Source organism: uncultured Bradyrhizobium sp. (genome assembly GCF_936943645.1).
In the GTDB taxonomy this organism is placed as follows: Bacteria; Pseudomonadota; Alphaproteobacteria; order Rhizobiales; family Xanthobacteraceae; genus Bradyrhizobium.
The window spans coordinates 61926-85850 of sequence record NZ_CAKZJO010000080.1 but is presented as its reverse complement, the minus strand read 5'-3'; the positions used below and the strand labels follow the sequence as shown (position 1 = coordinate 85850).

Genomic DNA, 23925 nt, shown 5'->3' with positions numbered 1-23925 from the left:
CGGGCGGAGATTTCCGTCCAGAACCGTTTCGAAGGAGTTAGCCGATGTCGACCCATATTTCAGTCCCGCCGCAAGCCTTGCTCGAGCGCATCCTGACGCTGGAGATCGTGCGGGTGACGGAGCGGGCCGCGGTGTCGTCGGCGCGTCTGCGCGGCCACGGCAACGAGAAGGCGGCCGACCAGGCCGCCGTCGACGCCATGCGGCGCGAGCTCAACAAGCTGCCGATCCAGGGCACCATCGTGATCGGCGAGGGCGAGCGCGACGAGGCGCCGATGCTTTTCATCGGAGAGAAGGTCGGCGTGAACGCCGGCCCCGAAGTCGACATCGCCGTCGATCCGCTCGAAGGCACCACGCTGTGCGCCAAGAACATGCCGGGCTCGATCGCCACCATGGCGATGGCCGATGGCGGCACCTTGCTGCACGCCCCCGACGTCTACATGCAGAAGCTTGCGATCGGCCCCGGTTACGACAAAGGCGTCGTCGAGCTCGATGCGAGCCCAGCCGAAAACGTCCGCCGCCTCGCCAAGGCCAAGGGTGTCAAGCCCGATGGCATCACGGTTCTCGTGCTCGACCGTCCGCGCCACGCCGACATCATCTCGAGCGTGCGCTCGACCGGCGCCGCCGTGCGCCTGATCACCGACGGCGACGTCGCCGGCGTGATCCATTGCGCCGACCCCGATAACACCGGCGTCGACATGTATCTCGGCACCGGCGGCGCGCCGGAAGGCGTGCTCGCGGCCGTGGCGCTGCGCTGCATCGGCGGCCAGATGCAGTGCCGGCTGATCCTCGATTCCGGCGAGAAGATCGAGCGCGCCGCCAAGATGGGCGTCAACGATCCCAAGATGATCTACGGCATCGAGGACATGGCGCGCGGCGACTGCCTGTTCGCCGCCACCGGCGTCACCACGGGCTCGCTGCTCTCGGGTGTCAAATTCCGCAAGGACGGCGTCATCGAGACCGAGACGGTGGTGATGCGCTCGGTCACCGGCACCGTGCGCTACATCAAGGCCGAGCACCGCGAGCTCGCCAAGTTCCACCTGGACTGAGACTGCGGGCCCGCGCGCGATCGTTCGGCTACTCCGATCGGACGCGCGCCGCAGGCTTGATTTCGCGCTTGTCTGTTATGGGCTGCGGGGCGGCGCGGGCATGAACAGGAACACGTCGCAAAGGGTCAGGGCGAGCTTGACGGCCAGTTGAAGTTCGCCGACTTCAGCGGCCCAAGGTTGGAGAGCGGCCTTCGCGGACGCCATATCTCCATTCGCGAGCGCGCGGCGCGCGTTCGTCTCGGCCTCGGCATAGATGTCGGTTGCGATCATGCGGGACAGGGCCTGCGACACGCCTTCATCGAAACTCTCGAGGCGGACCTCGGATTGATAGTGATCCGGCCTCAGCCTGATCAGGTTCCGAACCTTTGCCGGATCGAAAAGCCCGACTTTGCCCAGCATGACCAGCAACGGATGATCGCGGGCGATGGTGGCGGGAATGATCGGGAAGGTTTTGACTCTCCCGGATCGATCATCAAAAGACGCGAACGAAATGACGGGCCCGATCTTGAAGCGGGAGTTGCGGTAAAACATCTCGACGCGATGATCAATTTCGAAGTCGGCTGCGAACACGGCGCCGCTCTTGGGCCAGTCGTCCAGGCCGTGGGCAATCAGGTTGGACGAAAGCTCGGCGACACGGGAGGTGACGGTGCGTTGATCGAGCCCATCCACCTCGAATTCGATCTCTCGTCCCGTGAACGCAGACAATCCGGTCGTGAAGGCTCCCAGGGTTTTGCCCGCAAGGTAGGGGACGATCTCCATCCACAATGCGAACGGTTGATCTGGATAGGGAGCGAAGGCGTTACGTGATTGGTCCAGCCACATCTCGGGCGAGCGGCTGACCTTCCCTCCCCAGACGACAGCTGCAACATCCGGCAATGCCGCGACTACGGCCCCGACAAACGCAGTCGTGAGCTGCGTATTCTCGGCATAATTCAGCGCCTTCGTTGCCTTATTGCTTTCGGCAGAGCCCATCGGCGCCACGATGAGGTGCGCACGATGCCGGCCAACGGCGTCGAAAGCTTCCGGCCAAAGCCAGGAAGCCCGCTGCCACAATTCCTGATCGTAAGGTATCGGCGCCGGCATCATGAGGATCGTCATGAGATGATCGCCGGCACGGATGAACATCGGATCGTCAGCACCGTTGCTGCGTGCGATCCCGCCGGGGCTCCACTGCAAGTGCGGATGACGAATGCGCAATGTCCGGATCAACGCATCCTCATCCGGGAGGCGGGCATGATCGAGCAGAACGTATGCGACAGCTAAGTCCGTCATGGCAGATGCATGCGCACGCTAGGCGAAAGTTTTGCCCGTCGCGACGAATGAGGTCTGGCGGACGAGCGCTATTGTTGCATGGAAAGGATCATGCTTTAAAGCCCTCGATCTCAGCCGGAGCCAACCGGGCGCAGGACAATCCGCGGAGCGAAACATGACGCCAGCATCCGATCTCTCCGCCGTCAAAGCCCTCGTCTTCGACGTGTTCGGCACCGTCGTGGACTGGCGCACCAGCCTCATCACCGACTTCATGTGGTGGAGCAGGCAGCGCGGCATCAGTGCCGACTGGACCGCTTTGGTCGACGGCTGGCGCGGCATGTACATGGCCTCGATGGACGACGTGCGCAAACATCCCGAGCGCGGCTATGTCATGCTCGACGATCTGCACCGCCGCTCGCTGGAGAAGCTGGTCGCGCAGTTCGCGATCAAAGGTCTCACTGACGCCGATCTCGATTATCTTACCAAGGGCTGGCACCGCCTCAACCCCTGGCCGGACAGCGTCGCCGGCCTGACGCGCCTCAAGACCAAATTCGTGATCTCGCCGCTCTCCAACGGCAATGTCGCGCTGCTCACCAACATGGCGAAGTTTGCAGGCTTGCCGTGGGATCTCATCATGTCGGCCGAGCTGTTCGAGCACTACAAGCCCGACCCCGAGACCTATCTCGGCGCGGCCAAGCTGCTTTGCCTCAAGCCGGAAGAGGTGATGATGGTCGCCGCCCACAACGGCGATCTCGCGGCTGCCCAGAAGAACGGGCTGAAGACCGCGTTCGTGGCGAGGCCGACCGAATACGGCCCGCTTCAGAAGGTCGACTTCGAGGCGACCGGCAAGTGGGACATCGTCGCCAAGGATTTTGGCGGGATCGCCGACAAGCTGGGGTGCTGACCTTCGCTCAGGCCGTACGCTGGGGCTCGCCTGCCTGATCGTCAGGCGCACAGAACGTCGCGATCGCCAGATCGATCCGCCGGTCGAGCACGCGGCGATTGAGCTTGAAGTCGGTGTCGGTCAGCAGCCTGAAATGGTCGTGGCCGAACACCATGCCAAACAGCATCTCGGCGATCAGGCGGAGCGGCACGCCTTCGAAACGAGGCTCCAGGCGAACGGCCTTGAGCAGCTCGATGATGTGATCGGTACCAGACTCCATGATGACCTCGGCGAACATGCGCCCGAGCGCAGGCGAGGCCTGGCGCTCTCCGATGATCAGGCGCTGCAGCGCGATCTCGCCCGGTGATAGCGCGACGTCGGCGGCCTCGCGCAGCATGGCGCGAAGCCGTGTTACCGGTGAACCTTCCAGGGGAGCGTCGGCGAAGTTCGCTTCGGGCAGGCTGCGCAGCAGCATGGCGCGGAAGAGCTCGGTCTTGCTCTCGAACAATTTGTAGAGCGTCTTCTTCGACATGCCGGCGGCACTGGCGATGTCGTCCATTGTGGTCGCGGCAAAGCCTTTGCTGGTGAAGGTGTCCTTTGCCGCCGCCAGCAATTGCGTCATGCGCTCGTCCGAGGCGGGAAGGCCGGCGGCCGGCTTGGTCCGCTCCGACGGTGGAGCAACGCGCCTTGGACTGCTGGATATTCTCGCCATGGAAACATCCGTCTCGAATTTGAGCTGCTTCACGACTGCTTGAACGCCGTTGCGCAGCCAGCCTAGCACTTGACTTCGAGGAAGGAAACTACCAAGTTTCCCAATGGAAACTGAATAGTTTCCAAATGTTTCCGTGCGCGGTTCCGCTTCAGGGATCGCAACCTGCCCATGGATCTCATCATGAATCCCCCGATCGTCCGCGCTGTCCCCCTGATTGCCCTGCTGCTTGCGGCATGCGGCGAGCAGAGCCCGCAAGCGGGACCGCCGCAGATGGTGCCGGAGGTCGGCATCATGACCCTGAAACCGCAGGAAGCGAAGATCTCGACGGTCCTGCCGGGCCGCGTCGTCGCCTATCAGGTTTCCGAGGTGCGGCCGCAGGTCACGGGCATTCTGCTCAAGCGCGATTTCGTCGAAGGCGCCGAAGTGAGGGAAGGTGATCTGCTCTACGAGATCGATCCGGTGCAGTACAAGGCGGGTCTGGCGAGCGCGGAGGCCGCGGTGCAGAGGTCGGAGGCAACACTCGTCAGCGTCAAGCTGAAGGCCGCGCGCAAGACCCAGCTCCTGCAAACCAACGCGGCCAGCCAGCAGGATGTCGACGACGCCGTTGCCGCCTACAAGCAGGGCGAGGCCGACCTGAAGGCCGCGGAGGCCAACCGCGACACCGCTGCGATATCGCTCGACCGGACCAAGGTCACCGCGTCGATCTCCGGGCGCATCGGCAAGTCGACCATCACGCCCGGCGCGCTGGTCACCGCGAGCCAGGCGACGGCGATGACGACGATCCAGCAGCTCGACCCCGTCTATGTCGATCTCGACCAGTCGACCTCGGAGATGGAGCGCCTGCGCAACCAGATCGCCAGTGGTCAGCTCAAGCGTCCGGCCGAAGGCGTGCAGGTCGAGCTCCTGATGGAGAGCGGCAAGACCTACGGCCACAAGGGCAAGTACGGCTTCACTGATGCCAGCGTCAACGAGAGCACCGGCTCGGTGTCCTCGCGCGCGGTCTTCGCCAATCCCGAGCGGGCGCTGCTGCCGGGCATGTATGTACGGGCCCGCGTCGTCGCCGGTGTCGATCCCGATGCGATCCTGGTGCCGCAGCGCGCCGTCTCGCGCAATCCGCTGGGACAGGCGGTGGCGATGTTCGTCGACAAGGACGGCAAGATCGAGCAGCGTACGCTGGAGCTCGGGGAGGATGTCGGCAGCAATTGGCTGGTTCGCGCCGGCGCCAAGGCCGGCGATCGCCTGGTTCTGGAGGGAACGCAGAAGGCGCGTCCTGGCGCGCCCGTCAAGACCGTCGAGGTCGCGGTCGATGCTGCAACCGGCCTCACCGTGAACCCGACACGGCAGGCCGATGCGCGGCCCGCGTCCACCACCACTGAACAATAAGTGCCATGTCCCACTTCTTCATCAAGCGGCCGATCTTTGCCTGGGTCATCGCCATCCTGATCATGCTGGGCGGCGTGCTCGCGATCATGCGGCTGCCGATCGCGCAATATCCGCAGATCGCCCCGACCGTGGTCACGATCACCGCGACCTATCCCGGCGCCAACGCCGAGACGGCCGAGAACTCGGTGACCAAGGTCATCGAGCAGAACATGACCGGGCTCGACTATCTCCAGTACATGTCGTCGTCGAGCACATCGACCGGCCAGGTGCAGATCTCGCTGACCTTCACCAACGAGGCCGACGCCGATATCGCCCAGGTGCAGGTGCAGAACAAGCTGCAGCTCGCGACCCCCTTGCTGCCGCAGGTCGTGCAGCAGCAGGGCATCAAGGTCGTGAAGTCCTCGGCGAGCTTCCTGATGGTGCTCGGCTTCGTCTCCGAGGACGGCAGGCTCGCCGCGAGCGACATCGCCGATTACGTGGCGTCGTCGGTCAACGACCCCATCAGCCGCGTCGCCGGCGTCGGCCAGGTGACGCTGTTCGGCGCCGAATACGCCATGCGGATCTGGCTCGATCCCGACAAGCTGGCGAAATACAATCTGATGCCCGGTGACGTGACCGCGGCGATCCAGACCCAGAATACCCAGGTCACGGCCGGTCAGCTCGGCGGCCTGCCGGCGGTCGGCGGCCAGCAGCTCAATGCCACCATCACCTCGCAGAGCCGCCTGCAGACGGTCGAGCAGTTCAAGGACATCATCCTGCGCACGGCGTCGTCGGGACAGGTGGTCCGCATCGGCGACGTCGCGCGCGTCGAGATCGGCTCGAAATCGTATGATTCCGCGGCGCGCTACAACGGCAAGCCCGCGGCGGGCATGGGCATCAGCCTTGCGACGGGCGCCAATGCGGTCGCGACCTCGGAAGCGGTGAAGGCGCGCGTGGCCCAGCTCAGTGCCACCATGCCGGAAGGGCTTCGCGTGGTGTACCCCTACGACACCACGCCCTTCGTCAAGCTGTCGATCGAGAAGGTGATCCACACCCTGTTCGAGGCGATCGCGCTCGTCTTCGTCGTGATGTTCGTGTTCCTGCAGAGCTGGCGCGCGACGCTGATTCCGACCATCGCGGTGCCTGTGGTGCTGCTCGGGACCTTCGGCGTGCTGTCGCTCGCGGGCTATTCCATCAACACGCTGACGATGTTCGCGATGGTGCTGGCGATCGGCCTGCTGGTCGACGACGCCATCGTCGTGGTCGAGAACGTCGAGCGCGTGATGGCCGAGGAAGACCTCGGCCCGCGCGAGGCGACCGAGAAGTCCATGCGCGAGATCACGGGCGCGCTGGTCGGAATCGGCGTCGTGCTCTCGGCCGTGTTCATTCCGATGGCCTTCTTCAACGGCTCGGTCGGCATCATCTATCGCCAGTTCGCGCTCACCATCGTCACGGCGATGCTGCTGTCCGTGCTGGTGGCGCTGGTGCTGACGCCGGCGCTGTGCGTGACGATCCTGAAGCCGGCGAAGCACCATGGCAGCCAGCGCGGCGTGTTCGGCCTGTTCAACCGCGGCTTCGACCGCATGGCGGACGGCTACCAGCGAAGCGCGGGCGGGGTGATCAAGCGCAGCGCCGGGATGTTGCTGGCCTTCGCGGCGATCGTCGCCGGCATGGTCTTCCTGTTCCAGCGGCTGCCCAGCTCGTTCCTGCCCGAGGAGGACCAGGGCACGATCATGACTTTGATCCAGCTTCCGGTCGGCGCGACCTCGACGCGCACGCTCGACGTCATCAAGCAGGTCGAGCACCAATATCTCGACAACGAGAAGGATGCGGTCGAAGGCGTGTTCGCGGTCAGCGGCTTCAGCTTCGCGGGGCAGGGGCAGAATGTCGGCCTTGCCTTCGTCAGCCTGAAGCCGTTCGACGAGCGCAAGAGTCCTGCGGCCTCCGCACAGGCTGTCGCCGGCCGCGCCATGGGTGCGTTCACAAAGATCCGCGACGCCATGGTGTTCGCCGTGCTGCCGCCCTCCATTCCAGGTTTTGGCAACGCCGGCGGCTTCGACCTCTACCTCCAGGACACCGGCGGCAACGGCCACGAGGCGCTGATCGAGGCCCGCAACCAGCTGCTCGGCCAGCTCGCGGCCGACAAGCGCGTCGCGCAGGCGCGGCCGAACGGCCAGGACGACACGCCGCAATTCAATCTCGACGTGGACCAGGCCAAGGCCACCGCGCTCGGGGTCAATCTCAGCGACCTCAACACCACGCTGTCGGCGGCGTGGGGCGGTGCCTATGTCAACGACTTCATCGATCGCGGCCGCGTCAAGCAGGTCTATGTGCAGAGCGATGCGCCGTTCCGCATGGATACCAGCGACATCGGCCGCTGGTATGTCCGCAACGCTTCGGGCTCGATGGTGCCGTTCTCGGCGGTTGCCACCGACCGCTGGAGTTTTGGCTCGCCGCGGCTGGAGCGCTACAACGGCGTGGCCGCGGTCGAGCTGCAGGGCCAGGCCGCGCCCGGCACCAGCTCGGGTGTCGCCATGCAGGCGGTGGAGCAGCAGATGGCCAGGCTTCCCAAGGGCTACGGCCACGAATGGACCGGCCTGTCGTTCCAGGAACGGCTGACCGGCAGCCAGACGCTGTACCTCTATTCGATCTCGCTGCTGATCGTCTTCCTCAGCCTCGCCGCGTTGTACGAGAGCTGGTCGGTGCCGTTCGCGGTGATGCTGACGGTGCCGATCGGCGTGCTCGGCGCGCTGCTCGCGGCGACCTTGTTCAGCCAGGCCAACGACGTCTATTTCCAGGTCGGTTTGCTCACGACGATCGGTCTCGCCTCGAAGAACGCGATCCTGATCGTTGAATTCGCGCTGGACCAGATCGCCTCCGGCCGCAGCCTCGTCGAGGCGACGCTGCATGCGGCGCGCCAGCGCCTGCGCCCGATCCTGATGACTTCGCTCGCCTTCATCCTCGGCGTGCTGCCGCTCGCGGTTGCGACGGGGGCTGGCTCGGCCAGCCAGAACGCGGTCGGCATCGGGGTTGCCGGCGGCATGATCGCGGCCACCGTGCTCGGCATCTTCTTCGTGCCCGCATTGTTCGTGCTGGTGAGGCGGATGTTTCCGGGCAGGCAGAGGGATGCAGCCGTGAGCAATTCGACTTCCGCCGCCGAGCCGGCGGAATAGGCCAGCTTGGTTTGACATCCCCAAGGCGAACGTCTTTCATATCGAAAAGATCGATATGAGGGGCGCCCCGTGGATACCGAGCTTGCGCGGACATTTCTGACGGTGGTGGCGACCGGCAATTTCATCTCGGCCGCCGAGCAGCTTCACGTCAGCCAGTCCACGGTCAGCACGCGGATCCACTCCCTCGAAGAGCTGCTCGGTTGCACCCTGTTCGTTCGCAACAAGGCGGGCGCGGCACTGACGGCGGCGGGGCGCCAGTTTCAACGGCACGCCGCGACGCTGGTGCGCACCGTCGAGCAGGCCCGGCACGACGTCGGTCTGCCCAAGGGTTTTAGCGGTGGGCTGGTGGTCGGCGGGCGCATCGGCCTCTGGGAGGAATTCTTGCTGCAGTGGGTCCCCCGCATGCAGGAGGCCAATCCGCAGATCTCGATCCGCGCCGAGAGCGCGCTCGAGCCGGAGTTGATGCAGGGGCTGGTCGAGGGACGCATCGACATCGGCGTGATGTACACGCCGCAAAGCCGACCGGGCCTCAAGGTCGAGCTGCTGTTCGAGGAGCAGCTCGTGCTGGTCTCGACCAATCCGAAGAGCGGGCCGGAGCCGCAGGACGGCTACGTCTATGTCGACTGGGGCCCGGAGTTCTACGCCCGCCACGGCGCCGTCTTCCCGAATTTCGCCGGCCCCGCGCTGACGGCGAATATCGGCTGGCTCGGGCTGCAACATGTCCTGGCGAACGGCGGTGCCGGCTATTTCGCGCAGCGGATCGTCGAGCCGCTGCTGAAAGCGCGCCGGCTGCATCTCGTCGGCGGCGCGCCGAAATTCTCCATGCCGGCCTATGTCGTCTACTCGGCCGATCAGCCCGAGGAGCACATCGAGAGCGCGATCGCGATCATGCGTGACCTCGCCGCCGAACAGGCCCGCCGCGTTCCGGAAGCGCCGGCACGCGGCGTGCGCAGGCGTCGCTGAAGGCCGGTTTATGCCCCGCAGGGATTGTTGCTCGCCGCGGTTGCGGCCGCGATGTCGCTGGCGCGATGCACCGGCGTGATCGTCGCCATCGTCACTGACAGCCGATAGGCGATCCAGCGGAGCAGCAGTTGGGAGAATGACTCGTCGCTCTGTGATGTCGTGGTCATGGTCGCTCCTGGTGTGCGTGAGGTGTCTGCCGGACACGGCCGTTTGCGACCAGCCGGCGCTACCACGCTGCTTACGCTACGCAGGAGAATGATTTTGACAAACGAATAATATCAACGGTTACTATCGACTTTATGGATATTAGGAAGAGCAGAAATATCGGTGCGCCGTGCGGAGATGATCCGGGCGCCATGCGCCGCCCGGACCATGCGCGAAAGACCTATAGCGTCATCTGCATCGGCTGGGGATAGTAGTGGAAGCCGTCGCCGGCCTTGGCGACGTGGCCGTAGCCCGGCCAGGCGAAGTGATACGACATCACGGGGATCTTGTTCGCCGCGAGCATCGTGAGCAATTTCACCCGCGACTCCGCCGCCTGCTTGGGATCGGTGTCGTAGGAGAACTCCATGCGCGGCCGCTCCAGCAGCAGCACCGAATGGTGCGAGAGGTCGCCGAGGAAGGCGAAGGACTTGCCGGCCGACGACACCATGAAAATCGTGTGGCCGACGGTGTGACCGGGCGCCGAGATCGCCTGCACGCCGGGCAGGAATTCCTCACCGTCCTTGAAGAACTTGATGCGGTCACGGACCGGCAGCAGGTTCTTGCGGGCGTGAACGACGAAGTCCTTGGCGGGGCTGCCGAGCTTGCCTTCGTCGGTCCAGAAATCGAAATCGGTCTGGGAGATGTAGATCTGCGCATTCGGGAACAGCGGCTTGTCGTTGGCATCCACGATGCCGCCGATGTGGTCGATATGGGCATGCGAGCAGACCACGGCGTCGATGTCCTCCGGCTTGATGCCGGCCTCCATCATGCTCTTCTGCTGCCGTCCGGTGCTGGCGCCGAACATCTTCGATGTGCCCATGCCGGTGTCGAACAGGATCAGCTTGTCGCCGGTGTTCACGATCGGCGAATTCTGCTCGAGCACGACGTTGTCCGGCGACAGGAAATTGTCCGCCAGCATCTTCTTCACCTCTTCCTTGGGAACGCCGGTGAAGGTCCCGGAGGGATCGCCGAGCGGCAGCGGCCCGTCGGACACGACGGTCACCTCGGCATCGCCGAGCACGAAGCGGTGCCAATACGGCGTCTGGGTGCCGAGCTTGGGTGCCCGTGCCAATGCGCTGCTGCCGAGCATCGCGCTGGCACCAAGGCCTGCTCCAAGGCTAACTCCAAGGCTTGCGCCAAGTGCGAGTAGGGATCGACGTGAGACATCGATTGTCATGCGTTTCCTCCGCTTTTGTCTTTTATCTTGCGCGATTGTTCGCGCGTTGGGGCCGGCCTGAACGGCCATGCGGCCGCAAGTCGGCAGAGAAGTATGCTGCGCCGGTCGCGACAAGCTAGCAAGTGGAATTAGTGCGCAGATTCACGCGGAGCGAGAACCTCTTGCGGAGCGGGAAGGCCACGTGTGGATGCGCTCCGCCCGAGGCAGGACGACACGAATTGCGTCTTACGCAATTCTCAGCGCGAGGTCGTTTGCTTCCGTCTCGGCAAAGCCCGCCTGCAACACCTCTTCGCGCTTGTGGCGCAGATGCGCGCGCAGAATGTGGGAGAGCCCGGCGCCGTCGCGCCTCTGGAGCGCATTGAGGATGGCTTCGTGCTCCTTCACGGCGAGCGCCCAGCGCTGCGGTGTCATCGGCGTGACATAACGCGCGCGGCGGATGCGCGCCGTCACGGATGTGTAAAGCCCTGTGAGCGCGGGGTTTCCGGCCGCGTTGACGATGGCTTCGTGGATGGCGCGGTTGCCGCGATAGTACTGGATCAGATCGCCCTCGCGATAATGCTGCACCATGGCCGCATGCGCCGCGGCGATCGCGGCGATCTCGGCGTCGGTGATGCGCTCGCAGGCGAGCTCGCCGGCGAGGGCCTCGAGACCCTGGCAGACCTCGAACAGGTCGCGCATGTCCTTGTCGGTCAGCTTCGCTGCGCGCGAGCCGCGATGCGGCAGCAGCTGCACGAGGCCTTCGGCGGCCAGCACCTTGAGGGCCTCGCGCAACGGCGTGCGCGAGATCTTGAGCCGCTCGCACAGCTCGCGCTCGGGAATCCGGGCGCCCGGCGGGATCTCGCCGTCGAGCAGGATGGTGCGGATACGTCCGACGACCTCCTCATGCAGCATGGGACCGGCACTCCAATTTGAATGCAAAACGTGGACATTGGTTTGAAATCTGGAAGTTCCAGCTTGCTAATCTCAAATTTTGCATTCAAAAATGTAAAAAACAAGAGGGCATGAGGAAATGGACCTGGCGGCGGAGGCGGACGACCTCGTTTTTGAATGCAATGACGGTATCGGGCGCGTCACCTTCAACCGCCCGCAGGCGCGTAACGCCTTCACCTTCGCCATGTACGAGCGGCTCGCCGCGATCTGCGAGGAAGCCAACCGCGACCATGCGATCAAGGTGCTGGTGCTGCGGGGGGCCGGCGACAAGGCCTTCGCCGCGGGCACCGACATCAATCAGTTCCGCGAATTCGGCACGCCCCAGGACGCGATCGACTACGAGAACCGCATCGATCGGGTCCTGACCACGCTCGAACAATGCCGGGTGCCGACGATCGCTGCGATCAACGGTTTCTGCACCGGCGGCGGGGCGGGAATTGCCGCAGCCTGCGACCTGCGCATCGGCACCAGAAGCGCGAAGATCGGTTTTCCCATCGCCCGAACGCTCGGCAATTGCCTGTCGATGTCCAATGTCAGCCGTCTCATCGCGCTCATTGGTGCCGCGCGCGTCAAGGACCTGATTTTTACAGCGCGTCTCGTTGACGCCGCGGAGGCCGCCAGCGTCGGATTGCTCGGGGAAGTTGTCGAGGATCTCGCCGCGCTGGACCAGCGGGCTGACGAGGTCGCCCGGCTCCTCGCCAGTCACGCGCCGCTGACGCTGAATGCGACCAAGCAGGCGGTCGCCCGCCTGCAGAAGCGGCTGACGAGGGACGAGGGCGAAGACCTCATCCTGATGTGCTACACGAGCCAGGACTTTCGCGAAGGGCTCGATGCTTTCCTCAACAAGCGCGCGCCGAAATGGCGCGGCCAATAGGACGCCCCCGATGCAAAGCTCGCAAATCAGCTCTCGCCGTTCGGGACCGCTCGCCGGCCTCAAGGTCGTCGACCTCACCCATGTCATGGCCGGGCCGACCTGCACCCTGATGCTCGCCGACATGGGGGCCGACGTCATCAAGATCGAGAAATCGCCGAACGGCGACGACACCCGTCATTCGGTACCCCCCAAGATCGGCGATGAGGCGGCGTCCTTCCTGATGATGAACCGCAACAAGCGCGGCATCGTGCTGGACCTCAAGACCGCGGGCGGCAAGCAGGTGCTGCGGCGCCTGATCGCGGACGCGGACGTGCTGGTCGAGAACTTCGCGCCGGGTGCGATGGAGCGCCTGGGCTTCGGTTACGAGGAGCTGCACAAGCAGTTCCCGAGTTTGATCTATTGCTCGCTATCGGGCTTCGGCCGCACCGGCCCCTACAAGCATCGCCGCGGCTTCGACCTCGTCGCGCAGGCAATGAGCGGCATCATGAGCTTCACCGGCGAACGCCCGGACGGCCCGCCCGTGAAATGCGGCCCGCCGCTGTCGGACATCACCGCCGGCCTGCTCGCGAGCATGGGCATTCTCGCGGCCTACACGCACCGCCTCAAGACCGGGGAAGGGCAGTGGGTCGAGACCTCGCTCTACGAGGCTGCGCTGGTGCAGACCTATTGGCAGTCGACCATCGCGCTTGCCGCGGGCACCGCGCCGCGCGCGATGGGCTCGGCCCATCCGCTCAACGCGCCGTACCAGGCCTTCGAGGCCTCGGACGGCTGGCTCGTGGTCGGCGGCGCCAACAAGAAACACTGGCTCTTGATGCTCGAGGCGCTCGGGGCGAGCGAGCTCGCCACTGACCCGCGCTTCGTCAACGGCTCCGACCGCATGGCGAACCTGAAGGAGCTGGAAGCCGTCCTGAGCGAGCGCTTCCGCACCAAGTCGCGGGCGCATTGGCTGGCGGCGCTGGACGAGAAGGGTGTGCCCTGCGGTCCCGTGCACGACATGCTGGAGGCCCTGAGCGATCCTCAGACGCTGGCGCGCGAGATGGTCGTCGAGGTCGAGCACTCCACGCTCGGTCCGGTGAAGACGATCGGGCTGCCCGTCAAGTTTTCGGAGACCCCAGGCAAAGTGGCGTCGGGGGCGCCGGTCTACGGTCAGCACACCAGGGAGGTGCTGGCGGAGTACGGGTTCGATCAGACGCAGATCGAAGCACTCGAAAAGGAAGGTGCAATCGTTTCGGCTCTGGAAAGACGCGAGGAACGCGTCGCCTGAGCGGACGTCGATACGACAAGAACAACGACAAAATACAGAAATCAGCTGGAGGAAATCATGGGTCGGACGTCGATATTCTCACTCTCCGCAGCCGTAACCGTGCTCGCCGGCACCATGCCGGCGCTCGCCGCCTGGCAACCGCAAAAGCCGATCGAGTTCGTGGCGACGGCAGGGCCGGGCGGTGGCACCGACAATCTCGCGCGCGCGGTGCAGAACATCATCACCAAGCACAAGCTGACGGAGCAGCCGATCGTCGTCGTCAACAAGGGCGGCGGCAGCGGCGCGGAAGGCTACGTCTACGGCAAGGCGTCCGCCGGTGATCCCTACAAGGTGATCTTCGGCACCTCGAACGCCTGGCAGCAGCCGCTGGTCTCCAAGGTCGCCTTCAACTACACCGATCTCACGCCCGTAGCGGCGATGGCCCAGGACGAGTTCCTGCTCTGGGTCAAGCAGGATGCGCCCTACAAGAATGCGGGCGACTATCTGAAGGCGGCCGCATCGGGCGAATTCAAGATGGGCGGCGCGCAGTCCAAGGACACCGACGAGGTCCTGACCCGCATGATCGAGAAGGTCGGCAAGGTCAAGCTGACCTACATCCCCTTCAAGAGCGGCGCCGAGACCGCCGTGCAGCTCGCCGGCGGGCATCTCGACTCCCACGTCAACAATCCCAGCGAAAGCCTCGGCCAATGGCGCGGCGGCACGCAGCGCCCGCTCTGCGTGTTCAGTCCCAAGCGGTTGCCGCAAGGGGCCAAGGTCACGGCGAGCGAAGGTTGGGGCGACGTCCCGACCTGCGTCGAGCAGGGCCTCGACATCAAGCAATATGAGCAGCCGCGTACGGTGTGGCTGCCCGGCAAGGTCACCCCGGACCAGGCCGCGTTCTATGTCGACCTCATGAAGAAGGTGCAGGCAACGCCCGAGTGGAAGGACTACATCGAGAAGACCTCGCAGGTGGACACCTTCCTGACCGGCGCCGAGTTCGACAAGTTCATCAAGGAGGACCTCGAACACGTCAAGCAGGTCGCCGGCGAGCAGGGCTGGCTGGTCAAGTGAGGCGGGTTGTTGCAACAGCTTTGATGGGAGCATGGTGTACCCGCTCACTCAACTGTCGTCCCTGCGTTCGCAGGGACGACACCGAGTGACCGGGAAGGATGCGTGGCCACAGCCGGCAATTGTCCGATGTCCGACGCCAAAGCGGAACCCCCGATGATCTCACGCCGCACGCTTGAACTTGCGACCGCAATCCTCACCGGCGGCTTTGGTGTCGCCGTGGTGGTCCAGAGCCTCGACAACGGCATCGGCTGGTCGAGTGCGGGCGTCGACGCCGGGACGTTTCCGTTCCTGACTGGCATCATCATCGTAGTCGGAAGCCTGTACAATCTCGTGCGCGGCGTGCTGCCGGTTGCGACACTGGCAAACGTCCCCATCGCGATCACGCCGATCGAGCTGCGCCGGCTCGCCGGTCTGTTCGTTCCCGCCGCAATCTTCGTCGCCGCGATCCCACTCGCCGGGATGTACGTCGCCTCGGCGCTCTACGTCTTTGCGGTGCTGGCGATTCCGCGGCACCAATCCGTGCCGCGCGCGCTGACCATGGCGGGGGCAACGGCATTTGCGCTGTATGTCGTGTTCGAGCGCGCGTTCCAGGTCAGCCTGCCGCATGGCGCGCTCGCTGCGGCCCTTGGCTTTTGACGGAGAGGCCGATGGACAACCTCGCAGAGCTCCTGCACGGCTTCACCATCGCTGTCACCGTGCCGCATCTCGCCCTGATGGTCGTCGGCGTGCTGCTCGGCATTCTCGTCGGCGTGCTGCCGGGGCTGGGCGCCCCAAACGGGGTGTCGCTGCTGCTGCCGCTGACCTTCGGCATGCAGCCGGTGTCGGCGATCATCCTGCTCTCCAGCATGTATTGGGGCGCGCTGTTCGGCGGTTCCGTCACCTCCATCCTGTTCAACATCCCCGGCGAGCCCTCGTCCGTCGCAACCACCTTCGACGGCTATCCCATGGCGCGAGACGGCCGGCCGACCACGGCGCTGGCCACTGCCTTCGGCTCGGCGGCGATCGGCGCGCTGGTCGGCGTCATCCTGATCACCTTCCTTGCGTCCTGGGTGGCAGAGGTCGCGCTCGCCTTTGGGCCGGCGGAGTATTTCGCGGTTTATTTCCTGGCCTTCGCCAGCTTCGTCGGCATGGGCGGCGCGGCCCCGATCAAGACCGTCGTGGCGCTCGCGATCGGCTTCGCCATTGCCGCGATCGGCATCGACACGGTCTCCGGCAGCGTTCGTCTCACCATGGGCGTCGACGAGCTCGTCAAGGGCGTCAGCTTCGTCGTCGCCGTGATGGGCCTGTTCGGCATCGGCGAACTATTGGTCGCCGTCGAGGAAGAATTTCATGCCCGCGCGGTCTCCTCCAAGATCGATTGGGCCGAGGTCTTCCGCGCCGTCGGCCGCCTGCCGCGGCATGGCGTGGCGCTGCTGCGGAGCGCTGCCATCGGCTGCTGGATGGGGATCACGCCGGGCGGGCCGACCGCGGCCTCCTTCATGAGCTACGGCATCGCGCGTCGCTTCTCGCGCCGCGGCCGCTATTTCGGCACCGGCGAGGTCGAAGGCATCATCTCGCCGGAGACCGCCGATCATGCCGCCGGCACCAGCGCGCTGCTGCCGATGCTCTCGCTCGGGATTCCCGGCTCGGCGACCGCAGCCGTCATGATGGGCGGGTTGATGATTTGGGGCCTCAATCCCGGGCCGATGCTGTTCGTGGACCAGAAGGATTTCGTCTGGGGCCTGATTGCCTCGATGTATGTCGGCAACATCGTCGCCGTCGCCCTGGTGCTGCTGACCGTCCCGGTCTTTGCCGCGTTGATGCGGATTCCCTTCGTGGTGATCGCGCCGCTGATCGTGATCATCTGCGTCGTCGGCGCCTATTCCGTCTCGAACTCCTATCTCGACGTGGTCATGATGCTCGGCTTCGGCGTCGTCGGCTATCTCTTCAAGAAGCTGTTCTATCCGCTGGCGCCGCTCGTGCTCGCCATCGTCATCGGCGACAAGGCCGAGGACGCGTTCCGGCAGTCGATGCTGATGTCCAGGGGATCCCTCGGCATCTTCTTCGCCAACAAGCTGGTGACCTGCCTGATCGTGGCCGGCATCGCGCTCTTGCTGCTGCCGCTCGTGTTGCAGCTCGCGCGCCTCTGGCGCAAGCCCGCATCCGCCGCGGCCGAGACGACGGCCCAGGAGAAGGTGATCATATGACCGCAAAGCCGCTCATTGCGTTGGCGATGGGAGATCCCGCCGGCATCAGCCCGGAGCTGACGGCGAAGCTCGTGGTGCAGGATGATATCCGTGCGAGCTGCCGGCTCGTCGTCATCGGCGACCGCCGCGTCTTCGACGAAGGCGCGCGTATTGCCGGCGTCAAGCCGGAGCTGACCACGATGGAGCAGGGGGCCGACCATCGCGCGGCACAGGGCGATACGTTGTTTGTCGATCTCCGCCACCTCGATCCCGGAGAGGTCGAGCCGAAGACCGCCACCCTTGCCGGCGGGAAGTTTGCCCTGGCCAATTACAGGCACGCGCTCGAGCTTGGCCGCGACGGACGGGCCGATGCGGTGTGCTTCACCCCCTTCAACAAGCAGGCCATGCGGCTCGCCCGCGCCGAGTACGACGACGAGATCGCATTCTCCGCGGAGGTGGTCGGCCTCAAGACTCCGGCGAGCGAATTCAATGTGCTGGACCGGCTCTGGAATGCACGCGTCACTTCGCACATCCCGCTCAGGGATGTGGCCGAACGACTGTCCGGCGAACGCATCCGGCGTGCACTTGAGCTGACCGATGTCTGCATGCGCAAGGCCGGCTTCGCGCGGCCGCGTATTGCCGTTGCCGGTCTCAATCCGCATGCCGGCGACGGCGGCAATTTCGGCCGCGAGGAGATCGACGTCATCGCGCCGGTGGTCGCGGCCGGTCAGCGAAAAGGCATCGCCGCGGAGGGACCGTTCCCCGCCGATACCGTATTTCTGCGCGCAAAGAGCGGCGCCTTCGATGCGGTGCTGACGATGTATCACGACCAGGGGCAGATCGCGATGAAGCTGATGGGCTTCGATCGCGGCGTGACGTTGCTCGGCGGCTTCCCGTTCCCGATCTGCACGCCCGCGCACGGCACCGCCTACGACATCGCAGGCCAAGGCATCGCCTCGATCGGCGCAAGCCGGGCCGCGGTATTGCTGGCGGCAGAGATGGCCGCGGCCGGAAAGCGACTTCGGTGAACGCTACTTCGCGATCGGCGTCGTCAGCTCCTTGTCCGTCGTGTCCACCACGAAGACGGCAAGCAGCTTTGCAGGCTCGGTATCGCTGGCATTGGCACTGACGGCGTGGCGGTCACCGGGCCTTTCAGAGAAGTTCTCTCCCTTGTGAAAGACTTTTGCCGGACCGTCATTGACCTGACTGCGGATCGCACCTTCCAGGACCGTGGCATAGATGAAGGCGGACGGCGCGTGAATGTGGGCCGGGGAGGAGCCCCCTGGAGCGTATTCGACCAGCACGCCCTTCATGCTCTTGCCGGGGACGTTGGGCAGCACCTGGTCGAACACGACCGTGACCTTTGCTGATGGAGCTGCTGGCTCGGCTGCGTGGGCCGTCAGCAATGAGGCGGCATAAACCGCCGTAGCAATCACTGATCTGTGCATGGGAATTCCTTCACTGCGGTGGTTCGTGATGGCCGGTCTCAAAGGCTCGCGAGCCATGTCGCGAGCGGCGTTGGTCCGAGGCGCGCCTCGCCGAGCGGGTTCAACGATTTGTCGTCAATGAGACCGCCGTAGTACGCCGCCTTCGGGTCTCCGACCACGGGCCGGGCGTCGCCGGATGCCTTCAGGCGGCGTGCGATGAATTCATTGAAGGGAGCCTTCTCGGGACCTGCGATGTCGATCGTGCCGTTGAGTGGCTTGGCCGTTGCGACCTCAGCGAGGCGTGCGGCGACGTCGTCGGCGGCGATCGGTTGAAACATTGCCGAGGGAACGACGATCTTGCCGGCAGTCGCGCCCATTTCGGCGATGGCGCCGAGGAATTCGAAGAACTGGGTGGCGCGCACGATCGAGTAGGGGACCGAGGCGGCCTTGATGATTGTCTCCTGGGCGAGCTTGGCACGGAAATAGGCGTTGTCGGGTGACCGTTCGGTTCCGACAATCGACAGGGCCACGTGATGCCTAACGGCCGCCGCAGCTTCCGCTGCGACGAGATTTTTGCTCGAACGCTCGAAGAATTCGAGCACGGCGGCGGGCTCCCAGGACGGCGCGTTGGCGACATCGACGACAACATCCGCGCCCGCCAATGCCGCAGCGAGGCCTTCTCCGGTCACGGCATTCACGCCTGATTTCGGCGAGGCGGCTACGGCCTCGTGGCCTTGCTGCCTGAGCTTCGCCACGAGCTTGGATCCGATCAGTCCGGTTCCGCCGATCACGACGATCTTCATGAAAAATCTCCTCGGCATGGGGCGAACGTGAGCTTGGTGACAATCAAGCGGTCACTCACGATCCGTCGATGAGCGTGATGCGAACCGCAATCTACCCGAGCAATGCGGCGAGCTCTTGCCTGAAATCGGCCTGCCTTGTCGGAAAATGCTCTAACGCGCGCGTTGGGACGCGAGGCGATCGGTAAGGGATCATTCCCCTCTCATGAGGGCGCGCGACGTCCCAGGCGCTCGGTAAAGCGGATCAGGTTGATTGCGTCGCTCGCTGTCATGAATGAAAGGCGTACCCTGCCACGGGTGAACAGCCACGCATGCTGCACAACGCCACGAGCGCAGATGGCCAGTGTTTTGCCCGACGTGTCAAAAGCGCCGTGGCGAGGCGTTACGGCGATCGCAAAACGCCAATGAAAACAATTCCCGGTCTACTGTGCATGGGGTTGTTTTCACGATTTTCAGATCAGCCGGCTGCCTCAGGTCCCGCAGACGATCACGCCGTACCAGCCAAGCCCGCGATAGGTCTCGTAACCCGGCGTCGCGTGGAAGGCGACCAGCGCGCCCGTGCGGTCGTGATGGAAGCCCGAGCGCTGGCCGTTCAGCGAGATCGAGATGCGCTCGCTGAGGATGCCCTGGCCGTCGGACGCCGCGATGACGCGCAAATTCGAATCCACCAGCAGCACGCGGGCCTTGTCGCTGTCGCCGACGCGCACGCCCTGGACGATGGCGCGGGCCTGCGGCTCCCAGTCGAAATGAATGGCGAGTACGCCGATCGGCGCACCGCTCGCCTGGCCACCGGCGCGGACGCTGGCGCAGTAGGTCGCGACCTGCGCGTTGCCGAGCAAGGGCTGGTTCTCGACGTCACCGGCGACATAGTCGTCGCCGGAGCGCAAGGTGCGCGCCTCGCGAAACCATTTGGTGTGGGCGACGTTCTGGCCGACCACACGAAATCGATCCGCGCGGCCGTTGGCGATGACGTTGCCGTCGAGGTCGCAGAGCCAGAGGTCGAGATAGACCGTGTAGGCCCCGAGGATCACGCCGAGGCGCTGCGACGCATAGGTCACCGCGGCCGGCGCCGGCGAGGCCGCGCAATCGACCACAGCGGAATCGGTCGCCCACCAGCGCACGTCGCAGGTGCGCTCATAGAGGTTGCGGTCGATCAGCTCGACCGCGTTGAGGGACAGGTCGACCATGCGCTCGCCGCGCGAGCGCTGGCTCATGCGCTCGATCGAGGAGACCAGATCGCCGGTCCGCTTCGTCAGCTGGGTCTCGAGCTCGCGCGCGATGGTCTCGACCTGCTGGCCGACGCCGCGCACCTCTTGGGCCACCACCGCAAAGCCCGCGCCTTGCGCGCCGGCGCGCGAGCTCTCGATCAGCGCGTTCAGCGCCAGCATTTTCATCTGGTTGGTGATCTGCTGGATCGACTTGGTCTTGTCGACCGCGATCTGGTTGACCTCCGCGGTCAGGCGATTGATCAGCGCGGAGATGTCGGAATCGTCGTCGGCGGGTTCGGCGGCAATCGGCTTGGCTTTCAGACCCAGCGCAGCAGACATCGGGGATTTCCCTTGGCAATGAGGTCTGATCTGCAACGAACCCGGAACTACAAATTACAGATCGAATACGATTCTTTTTCGAGGATTCCACCTAACGCCTGCTTAATTTGCTGTTTTGTGGAGTGCCCAAATGATAGTCACTCCGCGCAGCAAAGCGGCAATCCACCGCTTTGTGCGGCGCGGACATTGCAAATCTCGGGGGATTCCGGGCCAATCGCTGGGCCGACCGGGAGATGTCGCTTCCGCTGCGGAGTTCCTCAAGCCGATCGCGATTCATGACGCCGCCAGCCACAGCACTCCCCATCGAAGCGCCCCAGGCGTTCCTGGGCGTGGCGCGCTCGCTCACCGACAAGCTCTGGCGCGACCGGCTGGACGGGCGCGGGGCGGCCAAGGCGCTCGCCATCGTGCAGCGCTACCAGTTACCGGAACTGCTGGCGCGGGTGCTGGCCGGCCGAGGGGTCGAGATCGACGCTGTCGCGGACTTCCTTGATCCGACCATCCGCAAACTGATGCCCGATCCGTTCACCGTGACGGAGATGGAGGCCGCCGCGAAGCGGATCGCGGATGCCGCGGTGAAGGGCGAGAAGGTTGCGATCTTCGGCGATTACGATGTGGACGGCGCGACCTCGGCGGCGCTCCTTGCCTGGCACCTGCGTCATTGCGGACTCGATCCGCTGATCCACATTCCCGACCGCATCTTCGAAGGCTACGGCCCCAACGTGGACGCCGTGCGCGGGCTCGCCGCCAAGGGCGCCACGTTGCTGATCACCGTCGACTGCGGCACCACCAGCATCGAGCCCCTTGCAGAGGCGAAGCGCCTCGGCATGTCCGTGGTCGTGATCGACCATCACCAGGCCGGCACGGAGCTGCCGGAGGTCGACGCGCTGGTCAATCCGAACCGGCTCGACGATCTCTCCGGCCTCGGCCATCTCGCCGCCGTCGGCCTCGTGCTGGTGACGCTGGTGGCGGTTAACCGCGAGCTGCGCCAGCGCGGCTTTTGGAATGCGGAGATGCCCGAGCCTGATCTCCTCGGCATGCTGCATCACGTCGCGCTCGGCACGGTCGCGGACGTTGCCCCGCTGATCGGCCTCAACCGCGCCTTCGTCGCCAAGGGCCTGATCGCGATGCGGCGGCGCGATCATGTCGGCCATACCGCCTTGATGGACGTGGCGCGGCTCAACGGGCCGCCGGAGGCCTGGCATCTCGGCTTCATGCTGGGGCCGCGCATCAATGCTGGCGGTCGCATCGGCCGCGCCGATCTCGGCGTCCGACTCTTGCTGGAGGGTGATAGCGTCGAGGCTGCGCGGATTGCCGCCGAGCTTGACCGCCTCAACAGCGAGCGCCGCGTCATCGAGCAGGCCGCCGAAGCCCAGGCCGAAGCCGAGGCGCTCGCCTCGATCGGGCTGGAGGACAAGCTCGGCGTCATCGTCACGGCTTCGGAGGGGTGGCATCCCGGCGTGGTCGGCCTTGTCGCCTCCCGCCTGAAGGAAAAGTTCTCGCGGCCGGCTTTCGCCATAGCCCTGGAGCCGGGCGGCATCGGCACCGGCTCGGGTCGCTCGATCGCCGGCGTCGATCTCGGCAAGGCGGTGCGGCAGGCGGTTGCCGACGGCATCCTGCTCAAGGGCGGCGGGCACGCCATGGCCGCGGGCGTGACGCTGCGCAAGGAGAAGCTTGCCGAATTCCGCGCCTATCTCGAGAACGCGCTGGCGCAGGACGTCGCCGAGGCGCGCCACGTCAACGAGCTCTATATCGACGGCGCGGTCTCCGCGCGCGCGGTAACGACCGAACTTGCGGCGACGCTCAATCGCGCAGGTCCCTTCGGCAGCGGTAATCCGGAGCCGGTGCTGGCGCTGCCGGCGCACCAGCTCGTGTTCGCCGACGAGGTCGGGCAGGCGCATCTGCGTCTGCGTTTCAAGTCTGGTGACGGCGCGATCGTCAACGGCATCGCATTCCGCTCGATCGGCCAGAAGCTCGGCAACGCGCTGCTTGCCAATCGCGGCCAGCAACTGCATGTCGCAGGCTCGCTCTCGGTCGATCGCTACCAGGGCGTCGAGCGCGTGCAATTCCGCGTCATCGACGTCGCGCTACCGGACCAGGGGCCATCCGTGATCAGATAACGCAAGATCCCTCGCGACAAACGCGGTAGGCGTTTGCGCCGAGATCATGCGTCGACAATTGATCGCGGAAACAACAAAAAAGGGAGTGAACATGGCAGGGCAGGTTGAGGGCAAGGTCGCGCTGGTCACAGGCGGCGCGTCGGGTATCGGTGAGGCCATCGTCGAGCTGTTCGCCCGCGAAGGCGCGACCGTCATTGCGACCGATATCGACGAACTGCGCGGCCCGGAACTCGCCAAGCGCGTGACAAGCGCCGGCGGCAAGGTGATCTTCCGGGAACAGGACGTCACCTCCGAGGAGCGCTGGATCGAGATGGCCGCCGAGATCGGCAAACGCTACGGCCGGCTCGACATTCTCGTCGCCAATGCCGGCATCGGCATTGCCGTGCCCTCGATCGTCGACATGACGCTCGCCGACTGGCGCAAGCAGAACGCGATCAATCTCGATGGCGTCTTTCTGTCGGTGAAGCATTGCCTGCCTCTGATGCGCAAGACCGGCGGCGGCTCGATCGTCATGATGTCTTCTCTGGCGGGTCTGCGCGGCGCGCCCGGCCTGTCGGCCTATTCGCTGACCAAGGGCGGCGTGAGGCTGTTCGCCAAATCGATCGCGATGGAGTGCGCGGCGGCCGGCGACGGCATTCGCGTTAATTCGGTTCATCCCGGGATCATCGACACGCCGATCTGGGGCAAGATCCCGACGGGCGCGACCGGCGCCGGCCAGAACGCGCCGATCGATCCGGAGGAGCGGGCCAAGGTCGCAACCCCGCTCGGCCGTGCCGGGCAGGCCGCGGAGATCGCCTCCGGCGTGCTGTATCTGGCCTCCGATGCCTCGCGCTATGTCACCGGCAGCGAGCTCGTCATCGACGGCGGCATGAATGCCGGCGGCGTGCCACGGCGGGCCTGAGCCGCGCAGGGCAGGGTGGCAGGCGCAGGGGCTGACGCGCAGGCGTCGGCCCTGTAGAAGGCGGGGAAGCTTTCCGACC

21 protein-coding genes are annotated in these 23925 nt (G+C 65.2%); 13 read left to right on the top strand and 8 right to left on the bottom strand.

What is annotated here, in order from left to right:
- Positions 1-44: 44 nt before the first annotated feature.
- On the top strand, positions 45-1046 hold the full coding sequence (glpX, locus tag Q0743_RS21515) for a class II fructose-bisphosphatase (protein WP_298243490.1): 1002 nt from the start codon (positions 45-47) through the stop codon (positions 1044-1046).
- A 75-nt stretch (positions 1047-1121) separates the two neighbouring features.
- Here glpX and Q0743_RS21510 read toward each other — a convergent pair whose 3' ends face one another.
- Complete coding sequence (locus Q0743_RS21510) at positions 1122-2318, bottom strand: hypothetical protein (protein ID WP_298243489.1); 1197 nt, start codon at positions 2316-2318, stop codon at positions 1122-1124.
- A 154-nt stretch (positions 2319-2472) separates the two neighbouring features.
- Between Q0743_RS21510 and Q0743_RS21505 the strand changes: the two genes are divergently transcribed.
- Positions 2473-3201 carry a haloacid dehalogenase type II gene (locus tag Q0743_RS21505; protein WP_298243488.1) on the top strand — a complete coding sequence of 243 codons (729 nt, stop codon included), beginning with the start codon at positions 2473-2475 and terminating at the stop codon, positions 3199-3201.
- Between the two features lie 7 nt (positions 3202-3208).
- On the opposite strand, the gene Q0743_RS21500 is transcribed toward Q0743_RS21505, so the two are convergent.
- Positions 3209-4147: a TetR/AcrR family transcriptional regulator gene (locus tag Q0743_RS21500; protein WP_298243487.1), complete on the bottom strand. Its 939-nt coding sequence runs from the start codon at positions 4145-4147 to the stop codon at positions 3209-3211.
- On the opposite strand from Q0743_RS21500, the gene Q0743_RS21495 reads away from it, so the two are divergent.
- The 3 genes from Q0743_RS21495 to Q0743_RS21485 all read left to right on the top strand — a co-directional run bounded on the left by Q0743_RS21495 (position 4061) and on the right by Q0743_RS21485 (position 9390).
- Positions 4061-5275, top strand: a complete 1215-nt coding sequence (locus tag Q0743_RS21495) for an efflux RND transporter periplasmic adaptor subunit (RefSeq protein ID WP_367184929.1) — start codon at positions 4061-4063, stop codon at positions 5273-5275. The genes Q0743_RS21500 and Q0743_RS21495 overlap by 87 nt on opposite strands.
- A 5-nt stretch (positions 5276-5280) precedes the next feature.
- Positions 5281-8427 carry an efflux RND transporter permease subunit gene (locus Q0743_RS21490; protein WP_298243485.1) on the top strand — a complete coding sequence of 1049 codons (3147 nt, stop codon included), beginning with the start codon at positions 5281-5283 and terminating at the stop codon, positions 8425-8427.
- Positions 8428-8496: 69 nt separating this feature from the next.
- The gene (locus Q0743_RS21485; protein WP_298243484.1) at positions 8497-9390 is read left to right on the top strand and encodes a LysR family transcriptional regulator; all 894 of its coding nucleotides are present in this window, start codon (positions 8497-8499) and stop codon (positions 9388-9390) included.
- An 8-nt stretch (positions 9391-9398) separates the two neighbouring features.
- Here the strand turns inward: Q0743_RS21485 and Q0743_RS21480 are convergent, their stop codons facing one another.
- The 3 genes from Q0743_RS21480 to Q0743_RS21470 form a co-directional block, all read right to left on the bottom strand.
- Positions 9399-9557, bottom strand: coding sequence for a hypothetical protein (locus tag Q0743_RS21480; protein ID WP_298243483.1), 159 nt, complete (start codon positions 9555-9557; stop codon positions 9399-9401).
- Between the two features lie 218 nt (positions 9558-9775).
- Positions 9776-10771, bottom strand: coding sequence for an MBL fold metallo-hydrolase (locus tag Q0743_RS21475; RefSeq protein ID WP_298243482.1), 996 nt, complete (start codon positions 10769-10771; stop codon positions 9776-9778).
- 225 nt (positions 10772-10996) lie between these two features.
- Entirely contained in the window at positions 10997-11662 is a 666-nt protein-coding gene (locus Q0743_RS21470) for a GntR family transcriptional regulator (protein WP_298243481.1), read from the bottom strand.
- A 118-nt stretch (positions 11663-11780) separates the two neighbouring features.
- On the opposite strand from Q0743_RS21470, the gene Q0743_RS21465 reads away from it, so the two are divergent.
- The 6 genes from Q0743_RS21465 (at position 11781) to Q0743_RS21440 (ending at position 18082) form a co-directional block, all read left to right on the top strand.
- On the top strand, positions 11781-12575 hold the full coding sequence (locus tag Q0743_RS21465; RefSeq protein WP_298243480.1) for an enoyl-CoA hydratase/isomerase family protein: 795 nt from the start codon (positions 11781-11783) through the stop codon (positions 12573-12575).
- Positions 12576-12585: 10 nt separating this feature from the next.
- Complete coding sequence (locus Q0743_RS21460; RefSeq protein WP_298243479.1) at positions 12586-13839, top strand: CoA transferase; 1254 nt, start codon at positions 12586-12588, stop codon at positions 13837-13839.
- Between the two features lie 57 nt (positions 13840-13896).
- Complete coding sequence (locus Q0743_RS21455) at positions 13897-14889, top strand: tripartite tricarboxylate transporter substrate binding protein (protein WP_298243478.1); 993 nt, start codon at positions 13897-13899, stop codon at positions 14887-14889.
- Positions 14890-15042: 153 nt separating this feature from the next.
- Complete coding sequence (locus Q0743_RS21450) at positions 15043-15525, top strand: tripartite tricarboxylate transporter TctB family protein (protein WP_298243477.1); 483 nt, start codon at positions 15043-15045, stop codon at positions 15523-15525.
- 11 nt (positions 15526-15536) lie between these two features.
- Positions 15537-17075: a tripartite tricarboxylate transporter permease gene (locus Q0743_RS21445; protein ID WP_298243476.1), complete on the top strand. Its 1539-nt coding sequence runs from the start codon at positions 15537-15539 to the stop codon at positions 17073-17075.
- Positions 17072-18082 carry a 4-hydroxythreonine-4-phosphate dehydrogenase PdxA gene (locus Q0743_RS21440; RefSeq protein WP_298243475.1) on the top strand — a complete coding sequence of 337 codons (1011 nt, stop codon included), beginning with the start codon at positions 17072-17074 and terminating at the stop codon, positions 18080-18082. The genes Q0743_RS21445 and Q0743_RS21440 overlap by 4 nt, the downstream gene beginning before the upstream one ends.
- 3 nt (positions 18083-18085) lie before the next feature.
- Here Q0743_RS21440 and Q0743_RS21435 read toward each other — a convergent pair whose 3' ends face one another.
- The 3 genes from Q0743_RS21435 to Q0743_RS21425 form a co-directional block, all read right to left on the bottom strand.
- A complete protein-coding gene (locus Q0743_RS21435) occupies positions 18086-18502 on the bottom strand; it encodes a cupin domain-containing protein (RefSeq protein WP_298243474.1) in 417 nt (138 codons plus the stop codon).
- 38 nt (positions 18503-18540) lie between these two features.
- Positions 18541-19284 (bottom strand): SDR family oxidoreductase, encoded by a 744-nt coding sequence (locus Q0743_RS21430; RefSeq protein ID WP_298243473.1) that lies wholly within the window; start codon positions 19282-19284, stop codon positions 18541-18543.
- A gap of 467 nt (positions 19285-19751) precedes the next feature.
- Positions 19752-20828, bottom strand: coding sequence for a methyl-accepting chemotaxis protein (locus Q0743_RS21425; protein ID WP_298243472.1), 1077 nt, complete (start codon positions 20826-20828; stop codon positions 19752-19754).
- A 275-nt stretch (positions 20829-21103) separates the two neighbouring features.
- Between Q0743_RS21425 and recJ the strand changes: the two genes are divergently transcribed.
- Both recJ and Q0743_RS21415 read left to right on the top strand, forming a co-directional pair.
- Positions 21104-22945 carry a single-stranded-DNA-specific exonuclease RecJ gene (recJ, locus tag Q0743_RS21420; RefSeq protein ID WP_298243471.1) on the top strand — a complete coding sequence of 614 codons (1842 nt, stop codon included), beginning with the start codon at positions 21104-21106 and terminating at the stop codon, positions 22943-22945.
- A 91-nt stretch (positions 22946-23036) separates the two neighbouring features.
- Positions 23037-23846, top strand: coding sequence for an SDR family NAD(P)-dependent oxidoreductase (locus tag Q0743_RS21415; protein WP_298243470.1), 810 nt, complete (start codon positions 23037-23039; stop codon positions 23844-23846).
- Positions 23847-23925 lie beyond the last annotated feature (79 nt).

Excerpts from the sequence above, each read along its gene's own strand:
- glpX (WP_298243490.1), top strand. The coding sequence starts at position 45 with ATGTCGACCCATATTTCAGTCCCGCCGCAAGCCTTGCTCGAGCGCATC.
- Q0743_RS21510 (WP_298243489.1), bottom strand. The coding sequence starts at position 2,318 with ATGACGGACTTAGCTGTCGCATACGTTCTGCTCGATCATGCCCGCCTC.
- Q0743_RS21505 (WP_298243488.1), top strand. The coding sequence starts at position 2,473 with ATGACGCCAGCATCCGATCTCTCCGCCGTCAAAGCCCTCGTCTTCGAC.
- Q0743_RS21495 (WP_367184929.1), top strand. The coding sequence starts at position 4,061 with ATGGATCTCATCATGAATCCCCCGATCGTCCGCGCTGTCCCCCTGATT.
- Q0743_RS21490 (WP_298243485.1), top strand. The coding sequence starts at position 5,281 with ATGTCCCACTTCTTCATCAAGCGGCCGATCTTTGCCTGGGTCATCGCC.
- Q0743_RS21480 (WP_298243483.1), bottom strand. The coding sequence starts at position 9,557 with ATGACCACGACATCACAGAGCGACGAGTCATTCTCCCAACTGCTGCTC.
- Q0743_RS21475 (WP_298243482.1), bottom strand. The coding sequence starts at position 10,771 with ATGACAATCGATGTCTCACGTCGATCCCTACTCGCACTTGGCGCAAGC.
- Q0743_RS21470 (WP_298243481.1), bottom strand. The coding sequence starts at position 11,662 with ATGCTGCATGAGGAGGTCGTCGGACGTATCCGCACCATCCTGCTCGAC.
- Q0743_RS21465 (WP_298243480.1), top strand. The coding sequence starts at position 11,781 with ATGGACCTGGCGGCGGAGGCGGACGACCTCGTTTTTGAATGCAATGAC.
- Q0743_RS21460 (WP_298243479.1), top strand. The coding sequence starts at position 12,586 with ATGCAAAGCTCGCAAATCAGCTCTCGCCGTTCGGGACCGCTCGCCGGC.
- Q0743_RS21455 (WP_298243478.1), top strand. The coding sequence starts at position 13,897 with ATGGGTCGGACGTCGATATTCTCACTCTCCGCAGCCGTAACCGTGCTC.
- Q0743_RS21450 (WP_298243477.1), top strand. The coding sequence starts at position 15,043 with ATGATCTCACGCCGCACGCTTGAACTTGCGACCGCAATCCTCACCGGC.
- Q0743_RS21445 (WP_298243476.1), top strand. The coding sequence starts at position 15,537 with ATGGACAACCTCGCAGAGCTCCTGCACGGCTTCACCATCGCTGTCACC.
- Q0743_RS21440 (WP_298243475.1), top strand. The coding sequence starts at position 17,072 with ATGACCGCAAAGCCGCTCATTGCGTTGGCGATGGGAGATCCCGCCGGC.
- Q0743_RS21435 (WP_298243474.1), bottom strand. The coding sequence starts at position 18,502 with ATGCACAGATCAGTGATTGCTACGGCGGTTTATGCCGCCTCATTGCTG.
- Q0743_RS21430 (WP_298243473.1), bottom strand. The coding sequence starts at position 19,284 with ATGAAGATCGTCGTGATCGGCGGAACCGGACTGATCGGATCCAAGCTC.
- Q0743_RS21425 (WP_298243472.1), bottom strand. The coding sequence starts at position 20,828 with ATGTCTGCTGCGCTGGGTCTGAAAGCCAAGCCGATTGCCGCCGAACCC.
- recJ (WP_298243471.1), top strand. The coding sequence starts at position 21,104 with ATGACGCCGCCAGCCACAGCACTCCCCATCGAAGCGCCCCAGGCGTTC.
- Q0743_RS21415 (WP_298243470.1), top strand. The coding sequence starts at position 23,037 with ATGGCAGGGCAGGTTGAGGGCAAGGTCGCGCTGGTCACAGGCGGCGCG.